This is a genomic window from Microbacterium esteraromaticum (assembly GCF_017303215.1).
Taxonomy (GTDB): domain Bacteria; phylum Actinomycetota; class Actinomycetes; order Actinomycetales; family Microbacteriaceae; genus Microbacterium; species Microbacterium esteraromaticum_C.
The window spans coordinates 1,029,698-1,044,651 of record NZ_JAEMWU010000001.1; the positions used below are offsets into that span (position 1 = coordinate 1,029,698).

At 68.2% G+C, this 14,954-nt stretch carries 14 protein-coding genes; 11 read left to right on the forward strand and 3 right to left on the reverse strand.

Going from position 1 to position 14,954, the window contains the following annotated elements:
* Positions 1-14 precede the first annotated feature (14 nt).
* From JF543_RS04710 to JF543_RS04720, 3 genes are read left to right on the forward strand one after another with little or no spacing between them, the layout of a single operon-like run.
* The gene (locus JF543_RS04710; protein WP_206822858.1) at positions 15-1,274 is read left to right on the forward strand and encodes an ABC transporter substrate-binding protein; all 1,260 of its coding nucleotides are present in this window, start codon (positions 15-17) and stop codon (positions 1,272-1,274) included.
* Positions 1,275-1,318: 44 nt separating this feature from the next.
* Positions 1,319-2,167, forward strand: a complete 849-nt coding sequence (locus JF543_RS04715; protein WP_206822859.1) for a carbohydrate ABC transporter permease — start codon at positions 1,319-1,321, stop codon at positions 2,165-2,167.
* Entirely contained in the window at positions 2,164-3,006 is an 843-nt protein-coding gene (locus JF543_RS04720) for a carbohydrate ABC transporter permease (RefSeq protein WP_206822860.1), read from the forward strand. Before JF543_RS04715 ends, JF543_RS04720 begins: the two co-directional genes overlap by 4 nt.
* Before the next feature lie 134 nt (positions 3,007-3,140).
* Here the strand turns inward: JF543_RS04720 and aspS are convergent, their stop codons facing one another.
* On the reverse strand, positions 3,141-4,928 hold the full coding sequence (gene aspS / locus JF543_RS04725; protein ID WP_206822861.1) for an aspartate--tRNA ligase: 1,788 nt from the start codon (positions 4,926-4,928) through the stop codon (positions 3,141-3,143).
* A 146-nt stretch (positions 4,929-5,074) separates the two neighbouring features.
* On the opposite strand from aspS, the gene JF543_RS04730 reads away from it, so the two are divergent.
* Both JF543_RS04730 and JF543_RS04735 read left to right on the forward strand, forming a co-directional pair.
* On the forward strand, positions 5,075-5,464 hold the full coding sequence (locus tag JF543_RS04730) for a DUF5684 domain-containing protein (RefSeq protein WP_206822862.1): 390 nt from the start codon (positions 5,075-5,077) through the stop codon (positions 5,462-5,464).
* 2 nt (positions 5,465-5,466) lie between these two features.
* Complete coding sequence (locus JF543_RS04735; RefSeq protein WP_179409063.1) at positions 5,467-6,105, forward strand: histidine phosphatase family protein; 639 nt, start codon at positions 5,467-5,469, stop codon at positions 6,103-6,105.
* Positions 6,106-6,124: 19 nt separating this feature from the next.
* Here JF543_RS04735 and JF543_RS04740 read toward each other — a convergent pair whose 3' ends face one another.
* The gene (locus JF543_RS04740) at positions 6,125-7,024 is read right to left on the reverse strand and encodes an NAD(P)/FAD-dependent oxidoreductase (RefSeq protein WP_206822863.1); all 900 of its coding nucleotides are present in this window, start codon (positions 7,022-7,024) and stop codon (positions 6,125-6,127) included.
* Positions 7,025-7,085: 61 nt separating this feature from the next.
* Here JF543_RS04740 and JF543_RS04745 point away from each other — a divergent pair, with 61 nt between their 5' ends.
* The 5 genes from JF543_RS04745 (at position 7,086) to ccsB (ending at position 11,677) form a co-directional block, all read left to right on the forward strand.
* Complete coding sequence (locus JF543_RS04745) at positions 7,086-7,496, forward strand: MerR family transcriptional regulator (protein WP_206822864.1); 411 nt, start codon at positions 7,086-7,088, stop codon at positions 7,494-7,496.
* A 109-nt stretch (positions 7,497-7,605) separates the two neighbouring features.
* The gene (locus JF543_RS04750; RefSeq protein ID WP_347401092.1) at positions 7,606-8,196 is read left to right on the forward strand and encodes a TlpA family protein disulfide reductase; all 591 of its coding nucleotides are present in this window, start codon (positions 7,606-7,608) and stop codon (positions 8,194-8,196) included.
* Positions 8,193-8,957, forward strand: a complete 765-nt coding sequence (locus tag JF543_RS04755; protein ID WP_179409060.1) for a cytochrome c biogenesis CcdA family protein — start codon at positions 8,193-8,195, stop codon at positions 8,955-8,957. The genes JF543_RS04750 and JF543_RS04755 overlap by 4 nt, the downstream gene beginning before the upstream one ends.
* A gap of 31 nt (positions 8,958-8,988) precedes the next feature.
* Positions 8,989-10,698: a cytochrome c biogenesis protein ResB gene (gene resB, locus JF543_RS04760; protein ID WP_347401093.1), complete on the forward strand. Its 1,710-nt coding sequence runs from the start codon at positions 8,989-8,991 to the stop codon at positions 10,696-10,698.
* A gap of 1 nt (position 10,699) precedes the next feature.
* Entirely contained in the window at positions 10,700-11,677 is a 978-nt protein-coding gene (ccsB, locus tag JF543_RS04765; RefSeq protein ID WP_179409058.1) for a c-type cytochrome biogenesis protein CcsB, read from the forward strand.
* Positions 11,678-11,852: 175 nt separating this feature from the next.
* On the opposite strand, the gene JF543_RS04770 is transcribed toward ccsB, so the two are convergent.
* Positions 11,853-14,204 carry a transketolase-like TK C-terminal-containing protein gene (locus tag JF543_RS04770; protein WP_431522684.1) on the reverse strand — a complete coding sequence of 784 codons (2,352 nt, stop codon included), beginning with the start codon at positions 14,202-14,204 and terminating at the stop codon, positions 11,853-11,855.
* Positions 14,205-14,429: 225 nt separating this feature from the next.
* Between JF543_RS04770 and JF543_RS04775 the strand changes: the two genes are divergently transcribed.
* On the forward strand, positions 14,430-14,891 hold the full coding sequence (locus JF543_RS04775; RefSeq protein ID WP_179409056.1) for an Lrp/AsnC family transcriptional regulator: 462 nt from the start codon (positions 14,430-14,432) through the stop codon (positions 14,889-14,891).
* Positions 14,892-14,954 lie beyond the last annotated feature (63 nt).

The window sequence follows — 14,954 nt, forward strand, 5'->3', positions numbered from 1 at the left end:
GAGGAAGGACGAAGATGTCGGAGGTCAGCAAGAAGGCGCTGGCGGGGCCCGCGGTACTCATCATCGCCGCGCTCGCGCTCACCGGATGCTCGGGACCGGGCGACGACGGCGAGGTGACCCTCGAACTGCAGTCGGCGATGGCCGAGGACAGCCCGCGCTTCCAATCGCTCTCCGCGCTCGCCGCAGCGTATGAGGACGAGAACCCCGGGGTCACGATCGATGTGGTTCCCCTGGCGCAGGACTACGAGGGCGACATGAAGGTGCGCATGGCGTCGGGTGACCTGCCCGACATCTGGGCGACGCACGGCTGGTCGCTGCTGCGCTACAGCGAGTTCCTCGAGCCGCTGCAGGAGCGCGCCTGGGCAGAGAACCTCAACCCCGTACTCGACGCGACCATGCGCAACGACGCCGGTGAGTTCTTTGCACTGCCGTTGACGACCGACGTCGCGGGCATCCTCTACAACCAGACCGTCCTCGACGACCACGGGATCGACCCTGCCTCGCTGGGAACGATCGACGCGTTCGACGACGCCCTCGAAAAGCTCGCCGAGGCCGGGATTGTACCCCTCTCCGCCTCGGGCAAGGACAGCTGGTTCGCCGGCAACGTGGCCGACTGGCTGGCATCCGGTTCCTTCGACGAGGGTGAGTCCGACCGGCTCGCGGGCGGCGAGTTCGTCGACAGCGGTTTCGAGGCGATGTACTCCACGCTCGCCGACTGGGCCGACGAGGGCTACTTCAACCCCGACTTCTCGGCCGCGACCAGTGACGACATCGCCACGGCGCTCGGGCAGGGCACCACGGCGTTCGTGATGATCCAGAACAGCCTCGCGCTCAGCGCCCGGCAGTTCGTCCCCGAAGCCGAGCTGGGATTCCTGCCGGTTCCCGCGATCAACGGAGACCCCGAGTACCTCATCGGCGGCGAGGGCGTCGCACTCGGCGCCTGGCGTGACGGTGAGCACAAGCAGCAGGCGCTCGACTTTCTCGACTTCCTCGCCGAGACCGAGAACATCGGCGCCTTCGCCGGCGAAGACGGCAACCCGGCAGGACTCACCGGGGTCGACGTCGACCTGGGGGAACTCTCTGACAGCTACGAGCAGTTCTTCGCCCCCGGAGACGTGCGCATGGTGCCGTACTTCGACCGCGCGTATCTGCCCAACGGCATGTGGAACACGCTGATCACCACGACCAGCGGCGTGGTGACCGGGCAGGCGAGCGTCGACGATGCCGTCGCGCAGGTCGAGGCCGACTTCGGCACCCTGTTCGGGCAGCAGTAACCGTGCCGCGGCGCGGGCGACCGTACAGCCTCTACCCTCGGCGGTTGAACTGGCTGTACGTGCCGGCCGTGCTGCTGTTCGCGGTCTTCTCGATCTACCCGCTCATCAGCGGGATGGGGTTGTCGCTGACCAACTGGAACGGCTATAGCCCCGGCCGGGCGTTCGTCGGGTTCGACAACTACGCACGCCTGTTCAGCGACGACGTCTTCCGCACCGCGCTGATCAACACGTTCATCTACGGCGTGGGCAGCACGATCATCCAGCAGATCCTCGGGCTGGGCCTGGCTGTGGTGCTCGACCGGGTCGTGCGGGGCGCGTCGCTGCTGCGCGCGATCATCTACCTGCCGGTGATGGTCTCGCCCGTCGTGCTGGGCACGATGTACTACCTGAGCTTCCGGTACAACAATGGTGCGCTGAACGACCTGCGGGCGCTGTGGGGCGCCGACCAGGTCGCCTGGCTCGCGGACGCCTCGGCAGGCGTGACGATCATCGTGATCGTGAACTCGCTGCAGTTCGTCGGCATCTCGATGGTCATCTACCTCGCAGGGCTGCAGGCGGTGCCGAACGAGTACTACGAGGCAGCCGAACTCGATGGCGCCGGGTGGTGGCAGCGTTTCCGAAACATCACCGTGCCGTTGCTGCAGCCGGCGTTCGCGACGAGCATCGTGCTCAACCTCATCGGCGGGCTCAAGCTGTTCGACGTGATCCAGGTGCTCACCGGCGGCGGCCCCGGTACGTCGACGCATTCCGTGTCGACCCTGATCGGGCAGACCTACTTCGGCAACCAGGCGGCCGGGTATGCGGCATCCATGGGGGTGGTGCTGTTCGTGCTCATCGCGGCGGCGACGTTCGTGCTGAACAGCGCGCTGAACCGCAAGCGGGTGCAGCTATGAGAGAGGCATCTGCGGTGAAAGAGGCATCGGCGCCGTCCCGGGTGCTCATCTACGTCGCGCTCGGGTTCGTCGCGCTGCTGCAACTGCTGCCGTTCTACTTCGGCATCACCACCGCGGCCAAGCCCAAGAGCGACCTGTCTTCGCCGTGGGCGCTGCCGAGCGACATCTACTGGCAGAACTTCACCACCGCGGTGCAGCAGGGCGGCATCCTCACCGCGATCGGCAACAGCGCGATCGTCACCGTCGTCTCGACGGTGCTGATCTGCGTTCTTGGTGCGCTGACCGCCTACCCGCTGGCGCGGCGCATCACGCGCGGCAACCAGCTGGTCTACGCCGGCATCCTCGCGCTGATCATGATCCCGCCGCTGTCGGTGCTCGTGCCGCTGTACACACTCATGAAAGACATCGGTGCGCTGAACACGCACTGGGGCATCATCCTGGTGATGGTCACGGGCAACCTGCCCCTGGCGGTGTTCCTGTACACGGCGTTCATGCGCAGCCTGCCGGTGTCGATCGAAGAGGCCGCGGTCGTCGACGGAGCGAATGCGCTGCAGGTGCTGTTCCGCGTCGTGTTCCCGATGCTCAAGCCGGTCACGGCGACGGTCGCGATCCTTGCCGGTGTCGCCATCTGGAACGAATACGCGCTGAGCTCTTACTTCCTTCGCGACCCCGACGTGCGCACGATCGCCCCCGCTGTGGCGAGCTTCTTCGCCGCGCAGGGCAGCAATCCGGGTGCCGCGGCGGCGGGATCGCTGCTCTCAGTGGTGCCCGTGCTGCTGGCGTACCTCTTTCTGCAGCGCAGCTTCATCACGGGCATGGTCGCCGGCGCGATGAAGTAGTGCCTCGGGTACTCGACCCACTTTCGCCGACACCCCCAGAACGCGCCGAGACCCCTACGTATGGACGTCCATACGTAGGGGTCTCGGCGGCAGGTGGGGGTGTCGGCGAGCGACGACCGCGAGGTGGGCGGATGCTACTCCGCAGCCTCCTCCTCCTCAGGCTCGATGTCGACGCCGGCCTCGGCGCGCTGCTCGGCCGTGATCGGCGCGGGCGCCTCGGTCAGCGGGTCGAATCCTCCACCCGACTTCGGGAAGGCGATCACCTCACGGATCGAGTCGGTCTTGGTCAGGTGCTGCATGACGCGGTCCATGCCCAGGGCGATGCCGCCGTGCGGGGGAGCGCCGAACTTGAACGCCTCGAGCAGGAAGCCGAACTTCTCGTCGGCCTCCTCTTCGCTGATGCCCATGACCTTGAACACGCGCTTCTGCACGTCTTCACGGTGGATGCGGATCGATCCGCCGCCGAGCTCCGAGCCGTTGCAGACCAGGTCGTACGCATAGGCGAGCGCCGCACCGGGATCGGTGTCGAACGTGTCGGCGAACTCGGGCTTCGGGCCGGTGAAGGCGTGGTGCACGGCGGTCCAGGCGCCAGCGCCGACGGCGACATCACCCGAGGCGACGGCATCCGAAGCGGGCTCGAACATCGGTGCGTCGACGACCCAGGTGAAGGCGAACACGTCCGGGTCGAGCAGCTCGAGGCGGCGGCCGATCTCGACGCGTGCGGCGCCCAGCAGGGCACGGCTCTCCTTGGTGGAACCGGCGGCGAAGAACGCGCAGTCGCCGGCCTTCGCGCCGACGAGCTCGGCAAGGCCGGCCTTCTCAGCATCCGACAGGTTCTTCGCGACGGGCCCGCCGAGCGTGCCGTCCTCGTTGAACAGCACGTACGCGAGGCCGCGTGCTCCGCGCTGCTTGGCCCAGTCCTGCCAGGCGTCGAGCACCTTGCGCGGCTGCGAGGCGCCGCCGGGCATCAGCACGGCGCCGACGTACTCCGACTGGAACACCCGGAACGGGGTGTCCTTGAAGTACTCGGTCGCCTCGACGAGCTCGAGGCCGAAGCGCAGGTCGGGCTTGTCGGAGCCGTACTTGGCCATCGCGTCGGCGTAGGTCATGCGGGGCAGCGGCGTCGGCACGTCGACGTCGATGGTCTTCCACATCGCGACGACGAGCGACTCCATCATCTCGATGACGTCTTCCTGGTCGACGAAGGCCATCTCGATGTCGAGCTGCGTGAACTCGGGCTGACGGTCGGCGCGGAAGTCCTCGTCGCGGTAGCAGCGCGCGATCTGGAAGTACTTCTCGACACCGCCCACCATCAGCAGCTGCTTGAACAGCTGCGGCGACTGCGGCAGGGCGTACCAGCTGCCCGGGTGCAGGCGTGCCGGCACCAGGAAGTCGCGGGCGCCCTCAGGCGTCGAACGGGTCAGCGTCGGCGTCTCGACCTCGACGAACTCGCGGGTGTGCAGTTCGTCGCGGATGGCCTTGTAGACGTCGGAACGCAGGCGCATGGCGGATGCCGGTGCAGGGCGTCGCAGGTCGAGGTAGCGGTGCTTGAGGCGTGCCTCTTCGCCGACCGGGTCGGACTCGGCCAGTCCGCTGGAGACCGGGAACGGCAGCGGGGCGGACTCGTTGAGCACGACGACGTCGGATGCGATCAGCTCCACGTCACCGGTCGGCAGGTTGGGGTTCTCGTTGCCGGCCGGGCGGCGCGAGACCTCGCCGGTCACCTGCAGCACGAACTCGCTGCGCAGCGGGTGGGCGACCTCTTCATCGCGGATGACGACCTGGGCGATGCCCGAGACGTCTCGAAGGTCGATGAACGCGACGCCTCCGTGATCGCGGCGACGATCGACCCAACCCGAGAGGGTGACGGTCTGACCGATGTGCTCGGCTCGCAGCGAGCCTGCCGTGTGGGTGCGAAGCACGGAGATTTCCTCCTGATAGGGAACGAGATGCCTGCCCAGTTTACGTGGACGGCGTGCGCACCGTGGCGGGCGCGGATGCCTTCAGTAGACTCGCGAGCACGGGCAGGTCGCCCGCCAGCAGTCCCATACGCATGGAAGGCACCCCAATGAACAAGGTGGGCTCGGTGACCGACGCGGTCGACGGCATCTACGAAGGCATCTTCTCGGGCACGACCGGTCTGATCGCGCTGGCGTTCTACGTGCTCGTGGCCGTCGCGCTGTGGAAGGTGTTCACCAAGGCCGGATACCCGGGCATCCTCGCGCTGATTCCGATCGTGAACGTGGTCTTCCTGGTCAAGATCGCCGGCATGTCGGGCTGGCTCGCACTGCTGTACCTGATCCCGATCGTGGGCTTCATCTTCCACATCATCGTCTGCGTGAAGGTCGGTGACGCCTTCGGCAAGGGTGGTGTCTTCTCGTTCTTCCTGCTGTGGATGCTGCCGTTCATCGGCTACTTCATCCTCGGTTTCGGTGAGGCGAAGTACCGCAAGGCCTGAGCATGACGGCATCCCGACTGCACCTGGTCCGGCACGGCGAGGTGCACAATCCCGCGCGCGTGCTCTACGGCCGTCTTCCCGATTACCACCTGAGCGAGTCGGGGCGGCGGATGGCGCGCGCCGCCGCCGAGCACATCGCCTCGCTCGATCGCCCCGTGCGATCGTTGCGGTGCTCTCCGCTGGAGCGCACGCAGGAGTCGGCCGAGCCGTTCACCGAGCTGTTCGGGCTGGCGCCCACGCTCGATGAGCGCATCATCGAGCCGACGAACGTGTTCGAGGGGCGGCGCATGTCGCGGGCGCTGCGCGATCCGCGCAACTGGTGGCACCTGCGTCGTCCGTCGCTGCCCAGCTGGGGTGAGGCGTACAGTTCGATCGCCCAGCGGATGCAGGAGGCGATGAACGAGGCCTGGCACGGCACCGTGGAGTCCGCGACCGAGGGCGGCGACATCGTCTTCGTCTCGCACCAGGCGCCGATCTGGATCACCCACCTCTCGGTCGCGGGGTTGCCGCTGCGCCACGACCCGCGAACGAGGCGCTGCGCGCTGTCGAGCGTCACGAGCTTCGAGCGTGTGGGCGATGTGTGGCGTGAGGTCGACTATGCCGAGCCGGCGCCGAAGGGCATCGATCTCGGCGCTGTCTGAGGGCCCGCGGGTGGGGCGGTCACTGCCCGTCGCCCGCGGTCAGCTGCATGGTGATGAACGACGCGGCTCGCTGCCCCGATGCGGCCGCCGAGATCACCGACGGCATGCCGCCCGCGGTGGCGGACTGGGCGATGTCACCGGCGGCGAAGACGCCGGCGTGCGAGGTGCGGCCGACGTCGTCGATCTCAATCGCCCCGTTCGGCAGCATCCGCAGTCCGAGCTGCGCGGCGAACGGTGCGCGCTGCCGTGTGGTGCGGGGTGTCAGGAACAGCGCGGCGACGTCGACGGCGGCGCCCGCGTCGACGCGCACGCCGTCGTCGGTCTCGGACACGGCGGTGACGGGCTCGGAGTGCACGGTGACGTTCGCGTCGAGCAGACGGGAGCGGATGCCGGTATCCAGGCCGCCATCGTCGAACACGACCAGCTCGGCGGCGATCGGGCTCAGCAGCTGAGCCAGGTGCTCGATGCGGGCATCCGCGCCGAGCAGGCCGACGCGGCGGCCGACAAACTCGTGCCCATCACAGAACGGGCAGTTGAACGCGCGGCGCCCCCACAGGCCATCGAGCCCGGGGACCGGCGGCAGCTTGTCGAGCATGCCGGTCGCCAGCAGCACGATGCGGGCGCGCAGGGTGCTGCCGTCGGCGAAGACGGCCTCGTAGCCGGCATCCGCCGCTCGCACCGTCTCGACGGTGTCGTCGTGCACCGTCACGGTCGGGTAGGCGGCCAGTTGGCGACGCGCGGTCGCGCGGAACTCCGCGGGCGGGGTGCCGTCGGCCGCGAGCACGTTGTGCATGTGGCGCACGTGCTCGTTGCGGTACCGGCCCGAGTCGATGAGCGCGGTGGTGCGGCGCATGCGCCCGAGCGTGAGAGCTGCCTGCAGACCGGCGGGGCCGGCTCCGATGATGATGACGTCGTGCATTCTTCTTCCTCCTGAGGGTGCGGTGCTTGCGTTCCTCACGAGTGTGTGACTTCATGTTGACATGAAGTCAAGCGACCGGCATCCGTGGTCCATCGGCGACGTCGCCGAGCGCTTCGCCCTGCCCACCCACGTGCTGCGGCACTGGGAATCCATGGGGTTGCTGACGCCGCCCCGCGACAGCGGCGGGCGGCGGCGCTACGGCGAGGACGACATCGTGCGCGTCGCGGTGATCCTGCGCAGCAAGGCCGCGGGCATGAGCCTCGATCAGATCGTCCACCTGCTCGAGCGCGACATGACAGGTCGCCACGAGGTGCTGCACGCCCACCTGGACGATCTCGATCGGCGAATGGCCGAGATGCGGCACTCGAAGGCGATGACCGAGCACGCCCTGCGCTGCTCCGCGCACGACATCGCAGCCTGTCCGCGCTTCCGCGCCGAGGTCTCGGACATCATCGGAGACCTGCCCCGCTGACCGCTCGCACGGGGCCGCGCATGTCAGAGCGCGCATAGGAAACGTGCGTACGATTCCCAGCGTGTCATCTCGTGTTCCTTCTTCTCGTGGTGCCCGCAGCCGACGTTCTGTGAAGGTCGCGGCTGTGGCGGTCGCCGCCGCACTGGCAGTCGGCCTCAGCGCCTGCTCTGCCGATGACCCCGCCACCGAGGCGTTCCGCAACGGCGACGAGAAGGCGTACACCTCGGCCGACTTCCGCACACAGGAGATTCCGCCCGCCGACCGCGACGAGCCGGTCGAGTTCGGCGGTGTCATCGAGAACGGCGAGAAGTTCTCAAGCGCTGACATCAGCGGCCAGGTCGCCGTGGTCAACTTCTGGTACGCCGGGTGCGGCCCGTGCCGCCTCGAGGCTCCCGACCTGGAAGCCGTCTGGCAGATGCACCAGAAGGACGACGTCGCGTTCATCGGCGTCAACATCTACGACCAGCCCGCCACAGCACTCGCCTTCGCCGAGACATACGGCATCACCTACCCCAGCCTGATCGATGCGACCACCGGTGAGGCCAAGCTGGCCTTCGCGCAGGTCACGCCCATCCAGGCGCCTCCGACCACCCTCGTGCTCGACAAGCAAGGACGCGTCGCAGCACGCATCATCGGACCGATCGACGGCACCTCGATTCTGTCGACGATGATCAAGGACGTGCTGAAGGAGGAGGCGTGAGCCCCGAAGCCGTCATCGGCGCCGGCGCTCTCTGGCTCGCGATCCCGCTGGCGATGCTTGCCGGGCTCGTCTCCTTCGTTTCACCCTGCGTGCTGCCCCTCGTGCCCGGCTACCTCGGGTTCATCGGTGGCGCCGCGGGCGCCACCACGACATCCGCAGAGGGCACGCAGACCCAGACCACGACGCGTCGGCGGATGCTGCTGGGTGTGCTGCTGTTCATCGCCGGCTTCACGGTCGTGTTCGTCGCCATCACCGCGCTCAGCGGCACCTTCGGGGCGTTCGTGTTGCAGTGGTCGGGACTGATCACACAGATCCTCGGCGTGTTGATCATCGTCATGGGGCTGGTCTTTCTGGGCTTTTTCGGCTTCGCCCAGCGAGAGATGCGGATGCAGGTGAAGTCCAGCACCGGACTCATCGGCGCACCGCTTCTGGGTGTCGCTCTGGGCCTCAGCTGGGCTCCCTGCATGGGGCCGACGCTGACGGCGATCGTGGCGCTGTCGTTCAACATGGGCACGCCGTGGCGGGCCTCCCTGCTCGGTGTCGCCTATTCGCTCGGACTGGGTATCCCGTTCCTGCTGCTTGCGCTCGGCTTCGGCTGGGCGACCCGCGCGGTCGGCTTCGTGCGCCGCCACATCCGCACCGTCAACATCATCGGCGGTGTGCTGCTGATCGTGCTCGGCGTGCTCATGGCGACCGGCATCTGGACCGAGATCATGTCGAGACTGACGGCGGTGATGGCCAGTGTCATCCTCCCCATCTGACCCGACTCCGCCCGAGAAGAAGGGACCCCGCGTGGACCGCACCGGCACGTCTGCCGCCACCGACCCACGGCGCCCGTCCGACCACATCGGCGCGGAACAGCCCGACACTGACATCGCCCAGCCGAAGCTCGGACCGATGGGATGGCTGCGCTGGGGCTGGCGGCAGCTGACGTCGATGCGCGTCGCACTGATCCTGCTGCTGGCGCTGGCGATCGCGGCGATCCCGGGCTCGATCTTCCCGCAGCGCGGTGCCGACCCGAACGGTGTGGTGCAGTACCGGCAGAACAACCCCGAACTGTTCCCGATCCTCGACGGGCTCAGCCTGTTCGATGTCTACTCGTCGCCCTGGTTCTCAGCGATCTACCTGCTGCTGTTCATCTCGCTGATCGGATGCGTGCTGCCGCGCATCAAGCATCACGCCAAGGCGCTGCGCACGCAGCCGCCGCGCACCCCTGCCCGACTGTCGCGGCTCGATGACCACCGCTCGGTGCAGCGCGAGACGACCGACCCCGAGACCGAGGCCCCGGCGGCCATCGACGTCGCCGAGAAGCAGCTGAAGTCCCTCGGCTACCGCGTCGCCCGTTACGACCGGGGCAACACCTGGTCGGTGTCGGCCGAGCGCGGCTACTGGCGCGAGACCGGCAACCTGATCTTCCACATCGCCCTGGTGGGCGTGCTGATCACCGTCGGCATCGGCAGCGGCTACGCCTACACCGGCCAGAAGGTCGTCATCGAAGGGTCGAGTTACGTCAACACGCTGATCGACTACAACTCGATCGACCGGGGTCGCCTGGTCGCAGACGACGCCTTCAACCCGTACGCGATCACCCTTGACAGCTTCGACGTCACGTACGAGGACTTCGGCCAGCCCGGCGCCGGCCAGGCCGGCAACTTCGCCGCCAACGTCTCGGTGCAGCACACCGACGGCTCGACCAGCGACGGCAAGATCCAGGTCAACCACCCGCTGCACGTCGAGGGCGACAGCGTCTACCTGCTGGGCAACGGCTACGCCCCGACGATCACGGTGCGCAACGCCGAGGGCGTGGCGGTACTCAGCCAGCCGGTCGAGTTCCTGCCGCAGGACAGCGCGATGACCTCACTCGGCGTCGTGAAGATCACCGACGGCATGCCCGAACAGCTCGGCATGATCGGATTCCTGTACCCGACCGTGGTCGAGCTCGACTCGGGCGCGTACGCCTCGGCTCACGGCGCGCTGAACCTGCCGCTGCTCACGCTCGACGTGTACCAGGGCGACCTCGGCATCGACGGCGGCCGGCCCGTCTCGGTGTTCGAACTCGACACCGACGGCCTCGACAAGCTCAACGGACGCGGCACCGACGTCGCCTCGATCGAACTGCAGCCGGGCGAGACCGCCGACCTGCCGAACGGTCTCGGCACCGTCACCTTCGAAGACGCCTCGCCCGCCGACGCGAACGGAACGCTGGAGTCGGTCAAGCGCTACGTGTCGCTGCAGATCCACCACGACGCCTCGGCCGTGTGGGTGCTGGTCTTCTCGATGCTCGCCCTGGGCGGACTGGGTCTCGCCCTGTTCGTGCCCCGCCGCCGCATGTGGGTCAAGGCGACAGCATCCGACAGCGACAGCATCCACCTCGAGTACGCCGGGCTCGCGCGCGGCGAAGACCCCACCTTGGCCGCTGCCGTGGACGACCTCGTCCGCGGTCACGAGCGGCTGCTCGACGGGACCGCGCCGCAGCGCGGGACCTCCGTGAAGGGAGCATGACATGCCCGATCTCGATTCCCTCTCGATCCTGACGCTGTGGACGGCGATCGCGATCTACGCGGCGTCGTTCGTCGCCTACGCCTTCGACCTCGCGAAGCGGTCGTCGGCGAGCGACCAGGCGAAGACGAAGGCGCTCGTCGGCGCCGGCGGGGGAGAGCCGGATGCTGTCGCCTCGACCTCCGGCGGCGCCGCCGATGCTTCGCCCGCCCGCAAGCGCTACGTCTTCGGTCGGATCGGCACCTCGCTCGCGGTGCTCGGCTGGTTGTTCCACCTGACGGCGACGCTCACGCGCGGTTTCGCGGCCGGACGCGTGCCGTGGGCGAACCTCTACGAGTTCGCGATGGTCGGCACGCTGCTGATCATGGCGGTCTACCTGCTGATGCTGCTGCGTATCGACCTGAGCTTCCTGGGCAGCTTCATCTCGGGTCTCGTGCTGGTGCTGTTGGGCGCTGCCGCGGCGAACTTCTACACCGAGGTCACGCCGCTGGTCGATCCGCTGAAGTCGATCTGGCTGGTCATCCACGTGTTCGTCGCTTCGCTGTCGACGGCGCTGTTCGCCCTCGCCTTCGCTCTCTCGGTGCTGCAGTTGATGCAGGCGCGTCGTGAGCGCAAGGTCGCCGAAGCCGCCCAGAAGACCGGCCCCGGCTTCTTGCGCACACTACCCGAGGCCTCGCGCCTCGAGAACATGGCGTACCACTTCACGGTGGTCGGGTTCATCTTCTGGACCTTCACGCTCATCGCCGGCGCGATCTGGGCTCAGGACGCGTGGGGTCGCTACTGGGGCTTCGACGTGAAGGAGACCTGGACCTTCATCATCTGGGTGCTCTACGCCGGCTACATCCACGCGCGCGCGACGCGCGGGTGGCGCGGCACCCCATCGGCCTGGCTGTCGATCACCGGCTTCGCCGCCGTGATCTTCAACTTCACCATCGTGAACGTCTTCTTCAAGGGTCTGCACGCGTACTCCGGCCTGAGCTGAGCCGCCTGAGCGGGTCGCGCGCAGCAGCGCCGCGCCGCCAGCCGCGCCGCACGAGAACAGGCTCGTTGCCCAGAACAGGATGATTTCCGCGGATTCATCCTGTTCTCGGGATGTGTCCTGTTCTCGTGCGCGCAGACAGCCAGCTCGCCCGGCCCGTCGGCTCGGCGAGCGGGGTTCAGGCGGTCAGATCGAGCGCAGCGCGCACGATGCTGTCGGCGTCGATGCCGTGGTAGCGGTACACATCGGCGAGGTCACCGGCCTGCCCGAACCGGCTGACACCGAGGTGGCGAGCCGGCACGCCGTGGATGCCGGCGAGGAACGCCAGGGCGTGCGGATGCCCGTCGAGCACGGTCACCATGGGCCGGGCCCGCTCCCGCGGAAGGACCTGGTCGAGGATCCAGTCGGAGCCCTCGTACTGGCCGCCGCGTGCCTGCACGGCGTCGAACAACAGGCCGGCGCTGGTGACGCACACGATGTCACTCGTCACACCCATAGCGGTCAGGCGGTCTGCGGCTTGGATCGCGTCGGGCAGCATGGCTCCCATGGCGACGATCGTCACGGCCGGATCGGCGGCGCTGCGCAGGCGATAGCCGCCCGCGAGCACCTGACGCCGACGACGCTCACGCGCGGCCGGATCGGTGGGCACGGCTGCGAGTGACTGGTCGACGGGCTTGGTCGACAGGCGCAGATAGGCCGACTTGCCTGCGGGCCGGGCCATCTGCGACATGGCGGCCAGCAGCATCCACTCCACCTCCTGCATGAACGCGGGCTCGTAGCTCAGCAGTTCGGGCTGCTCGATGCCGATCGACGGCGTCTTGATCGACTGGTGCGCACCGCCCTCGGCGGCGAGTGAGACGCCCGACGGGGTGCCGATCAGAATCGACTGGCCACCGGCGTACATGCCGTACGACCAAGGCTCCAGCGCCCGTTCGACGAAGGGGTCGTACAGCACACCGATCGGGAAGAGCGGCTGCCCCCAGCGGCTCCACGTGGCGCCCAACTCGCTGATCAGACCGACGAGGTTGACCTCGGCGATGCCCAGCTCGATGTGCTGCCCGCTGGGCCTCTCGCGCCAGTGCATGATCGTCTCGGGATCGTCGGCGAACCAGTTCTGCCGGTCGTCGGGTGACCACACGCCGGCCTTGTTCAGCCAGCCGGCGAGATTGGTGCTGCTGGACACATCCGGGCTCGCGGTGACGACGCGGCGCGCCACCTCGGGGGCCGAGCGAGTGAGGTCGAGCAGCACGCGACCGAGGGCGGCCTGCGTCGTGCCCGAGCCCGACGGAGTACGGCCGAAGTCGGCGGGAACGGCCGGCGGAGCAGCATCCGCCACCGGCTCGCGCCGCAGGCGCGCAGCGGTCTGCGCGCACAGCACACCCTCGGCGGTGGTCTTACCGAACCGCTGCCACGGCGCGCCCGGATCCATGCCGATCTCGGCGGCGAGCTGTGCGTACTGCTCGACGGTCAGCAGCGAGGAGTGGTTCTGCGGATGCCCGGCCGTGGGCAGCCCGTTGCCCTTGATCGTGTAGGCGATGATCACGGTCGGACGGGTGTCGTCGATCTGCGCGAATGCCGCGCGCAGCGCCGCCAGGTCGTGCCCACCGAGGTTGCGGATCGTCTGCAGCAGCTCGTCGTCATCGAGCGTGTCGAGAAGGGCGCGGATGGCGGATGCTGTGGCATCCGCCCCGGGCAGGCGGTGTCGCAGCTCACCGGCGTCGCAGCGCAGCAGGCGCTGGTACTCGGCGTTGGGCATATCGAGGATCCGCGCCCGCAGAGCCTCGCCACCCGGGCGTGCGAAAACGGCCTCCAGACGCGCGCCGAACGGCACCGTGAGCACCTGCCAGCCGGCCGCGCCGAACATGCGCTCGAGCTTGCCCGCGGCGATGTTCGGCACCACCCGGTCGAGCGACTGCCGGTTGAGGTCGACGATCCACACCAGCTCGCCGAGATCGGGCACGTGCGGATCGAGCAGCGCCTCCCATACGGCGCCCTCGTCGAGTTCGGCATCGCCGACCAGCGAGTACTGCCGGCCGGCGTGGCCGCCGCCCGAGAGCGTCGCGGCGTAGCGCCGTGAGATCGCACCCCAGATCGGCGCGGTCGCGCCGATGCCGACCGATCCGGTCGAGTAGTCGACCGTGTCGGGATCCTTCGAGCGGCTCGGGTAGCTCTGGATGCCGCCGAACTGCCGCAGCGTCGTCATCTGCGTCTCATCGAGCTCGCCCAGCAGGTAATTGATCGCGTGCAGCACGGGTGAGGCGTGCGGTTTGACCGACACGCGGTCCTCGGCGCGCAACTGGTCGAACCAGAGGGCCGTCATGATGGTCGCGATCGAGGCGCTGGAGGCCTGATGTCCGCCGACTTTGAGGCCCGACGGGTTCGGGCGCACGCGGTTGGCGTGGTGGATCATCGACGTCGCCAGCCACAGCACGCGCTGCTCGATCGCGGCGAGGGTGGTCAGGTCGTCACCGGCGATGGCCATGGACGGGGCGTTGATGCCCGCGGCGAGGGTGGTGAGCGAAGGAGTCATGGGGCGGTTCCTCTGGTGGGCGGCACCACGTCATTGCGGTGCCGAGTCGCGCTGAGACCCTGGTGAGGTCGTCCTGCCCGGTCGTGCGGGTGGCTGCGGGGCAGGCGGGGAGTATGCAGATGGTGCTGTCATTGGATCAGGTGTGAACGACGTGCACAATAGAGACGATCGCAGTTGATCAGAACGGGCAATTCTTGCCCGTCGAGAGTGAAAGGCGTGATCACGATGGCACGCACCGGCCTCGCCGACCGCACCGACCGACGTCTGCTCCGAGAGCTCATCCGCACCCCTGCGGCGACCATCGTCGCCCTGGCCGAGGCGACCGGACTGGCGCGCAACACCGTCCGCGCCCGGCTGGCGCGCTACGACCAGGACGGCACCGTGCGGTCGTTCCAGCGCCGCATCGACCCCGGGGTACTCGGCTACCCGCTGAGCGCCTACATCGTCACCAGCGTCACTCAGCGCAAGCTCGATCGCGTCGGCGAGTCACTCGCGGCGATCCCCGAGGTCGTCGAGGTGCTGGGGCTGTCGGGCATCACCGATCTGATGATCCGTGTGGTCGCCCGCGACGCCGACGATCTCTATCGCGTCGCCGGGCGCATCCTCGACGTCGATGGCGTCAAGCGCACGACGACCGGACTGGTGATGCGCGAGATGGTGCCGTACCGCATCGAGCAGCTGCTCTGAGGGTGCCGGTAGGACCGCGTCACTGATCCGCGTCGCTGGTCGGCGTCACCCATCCGCGTCACC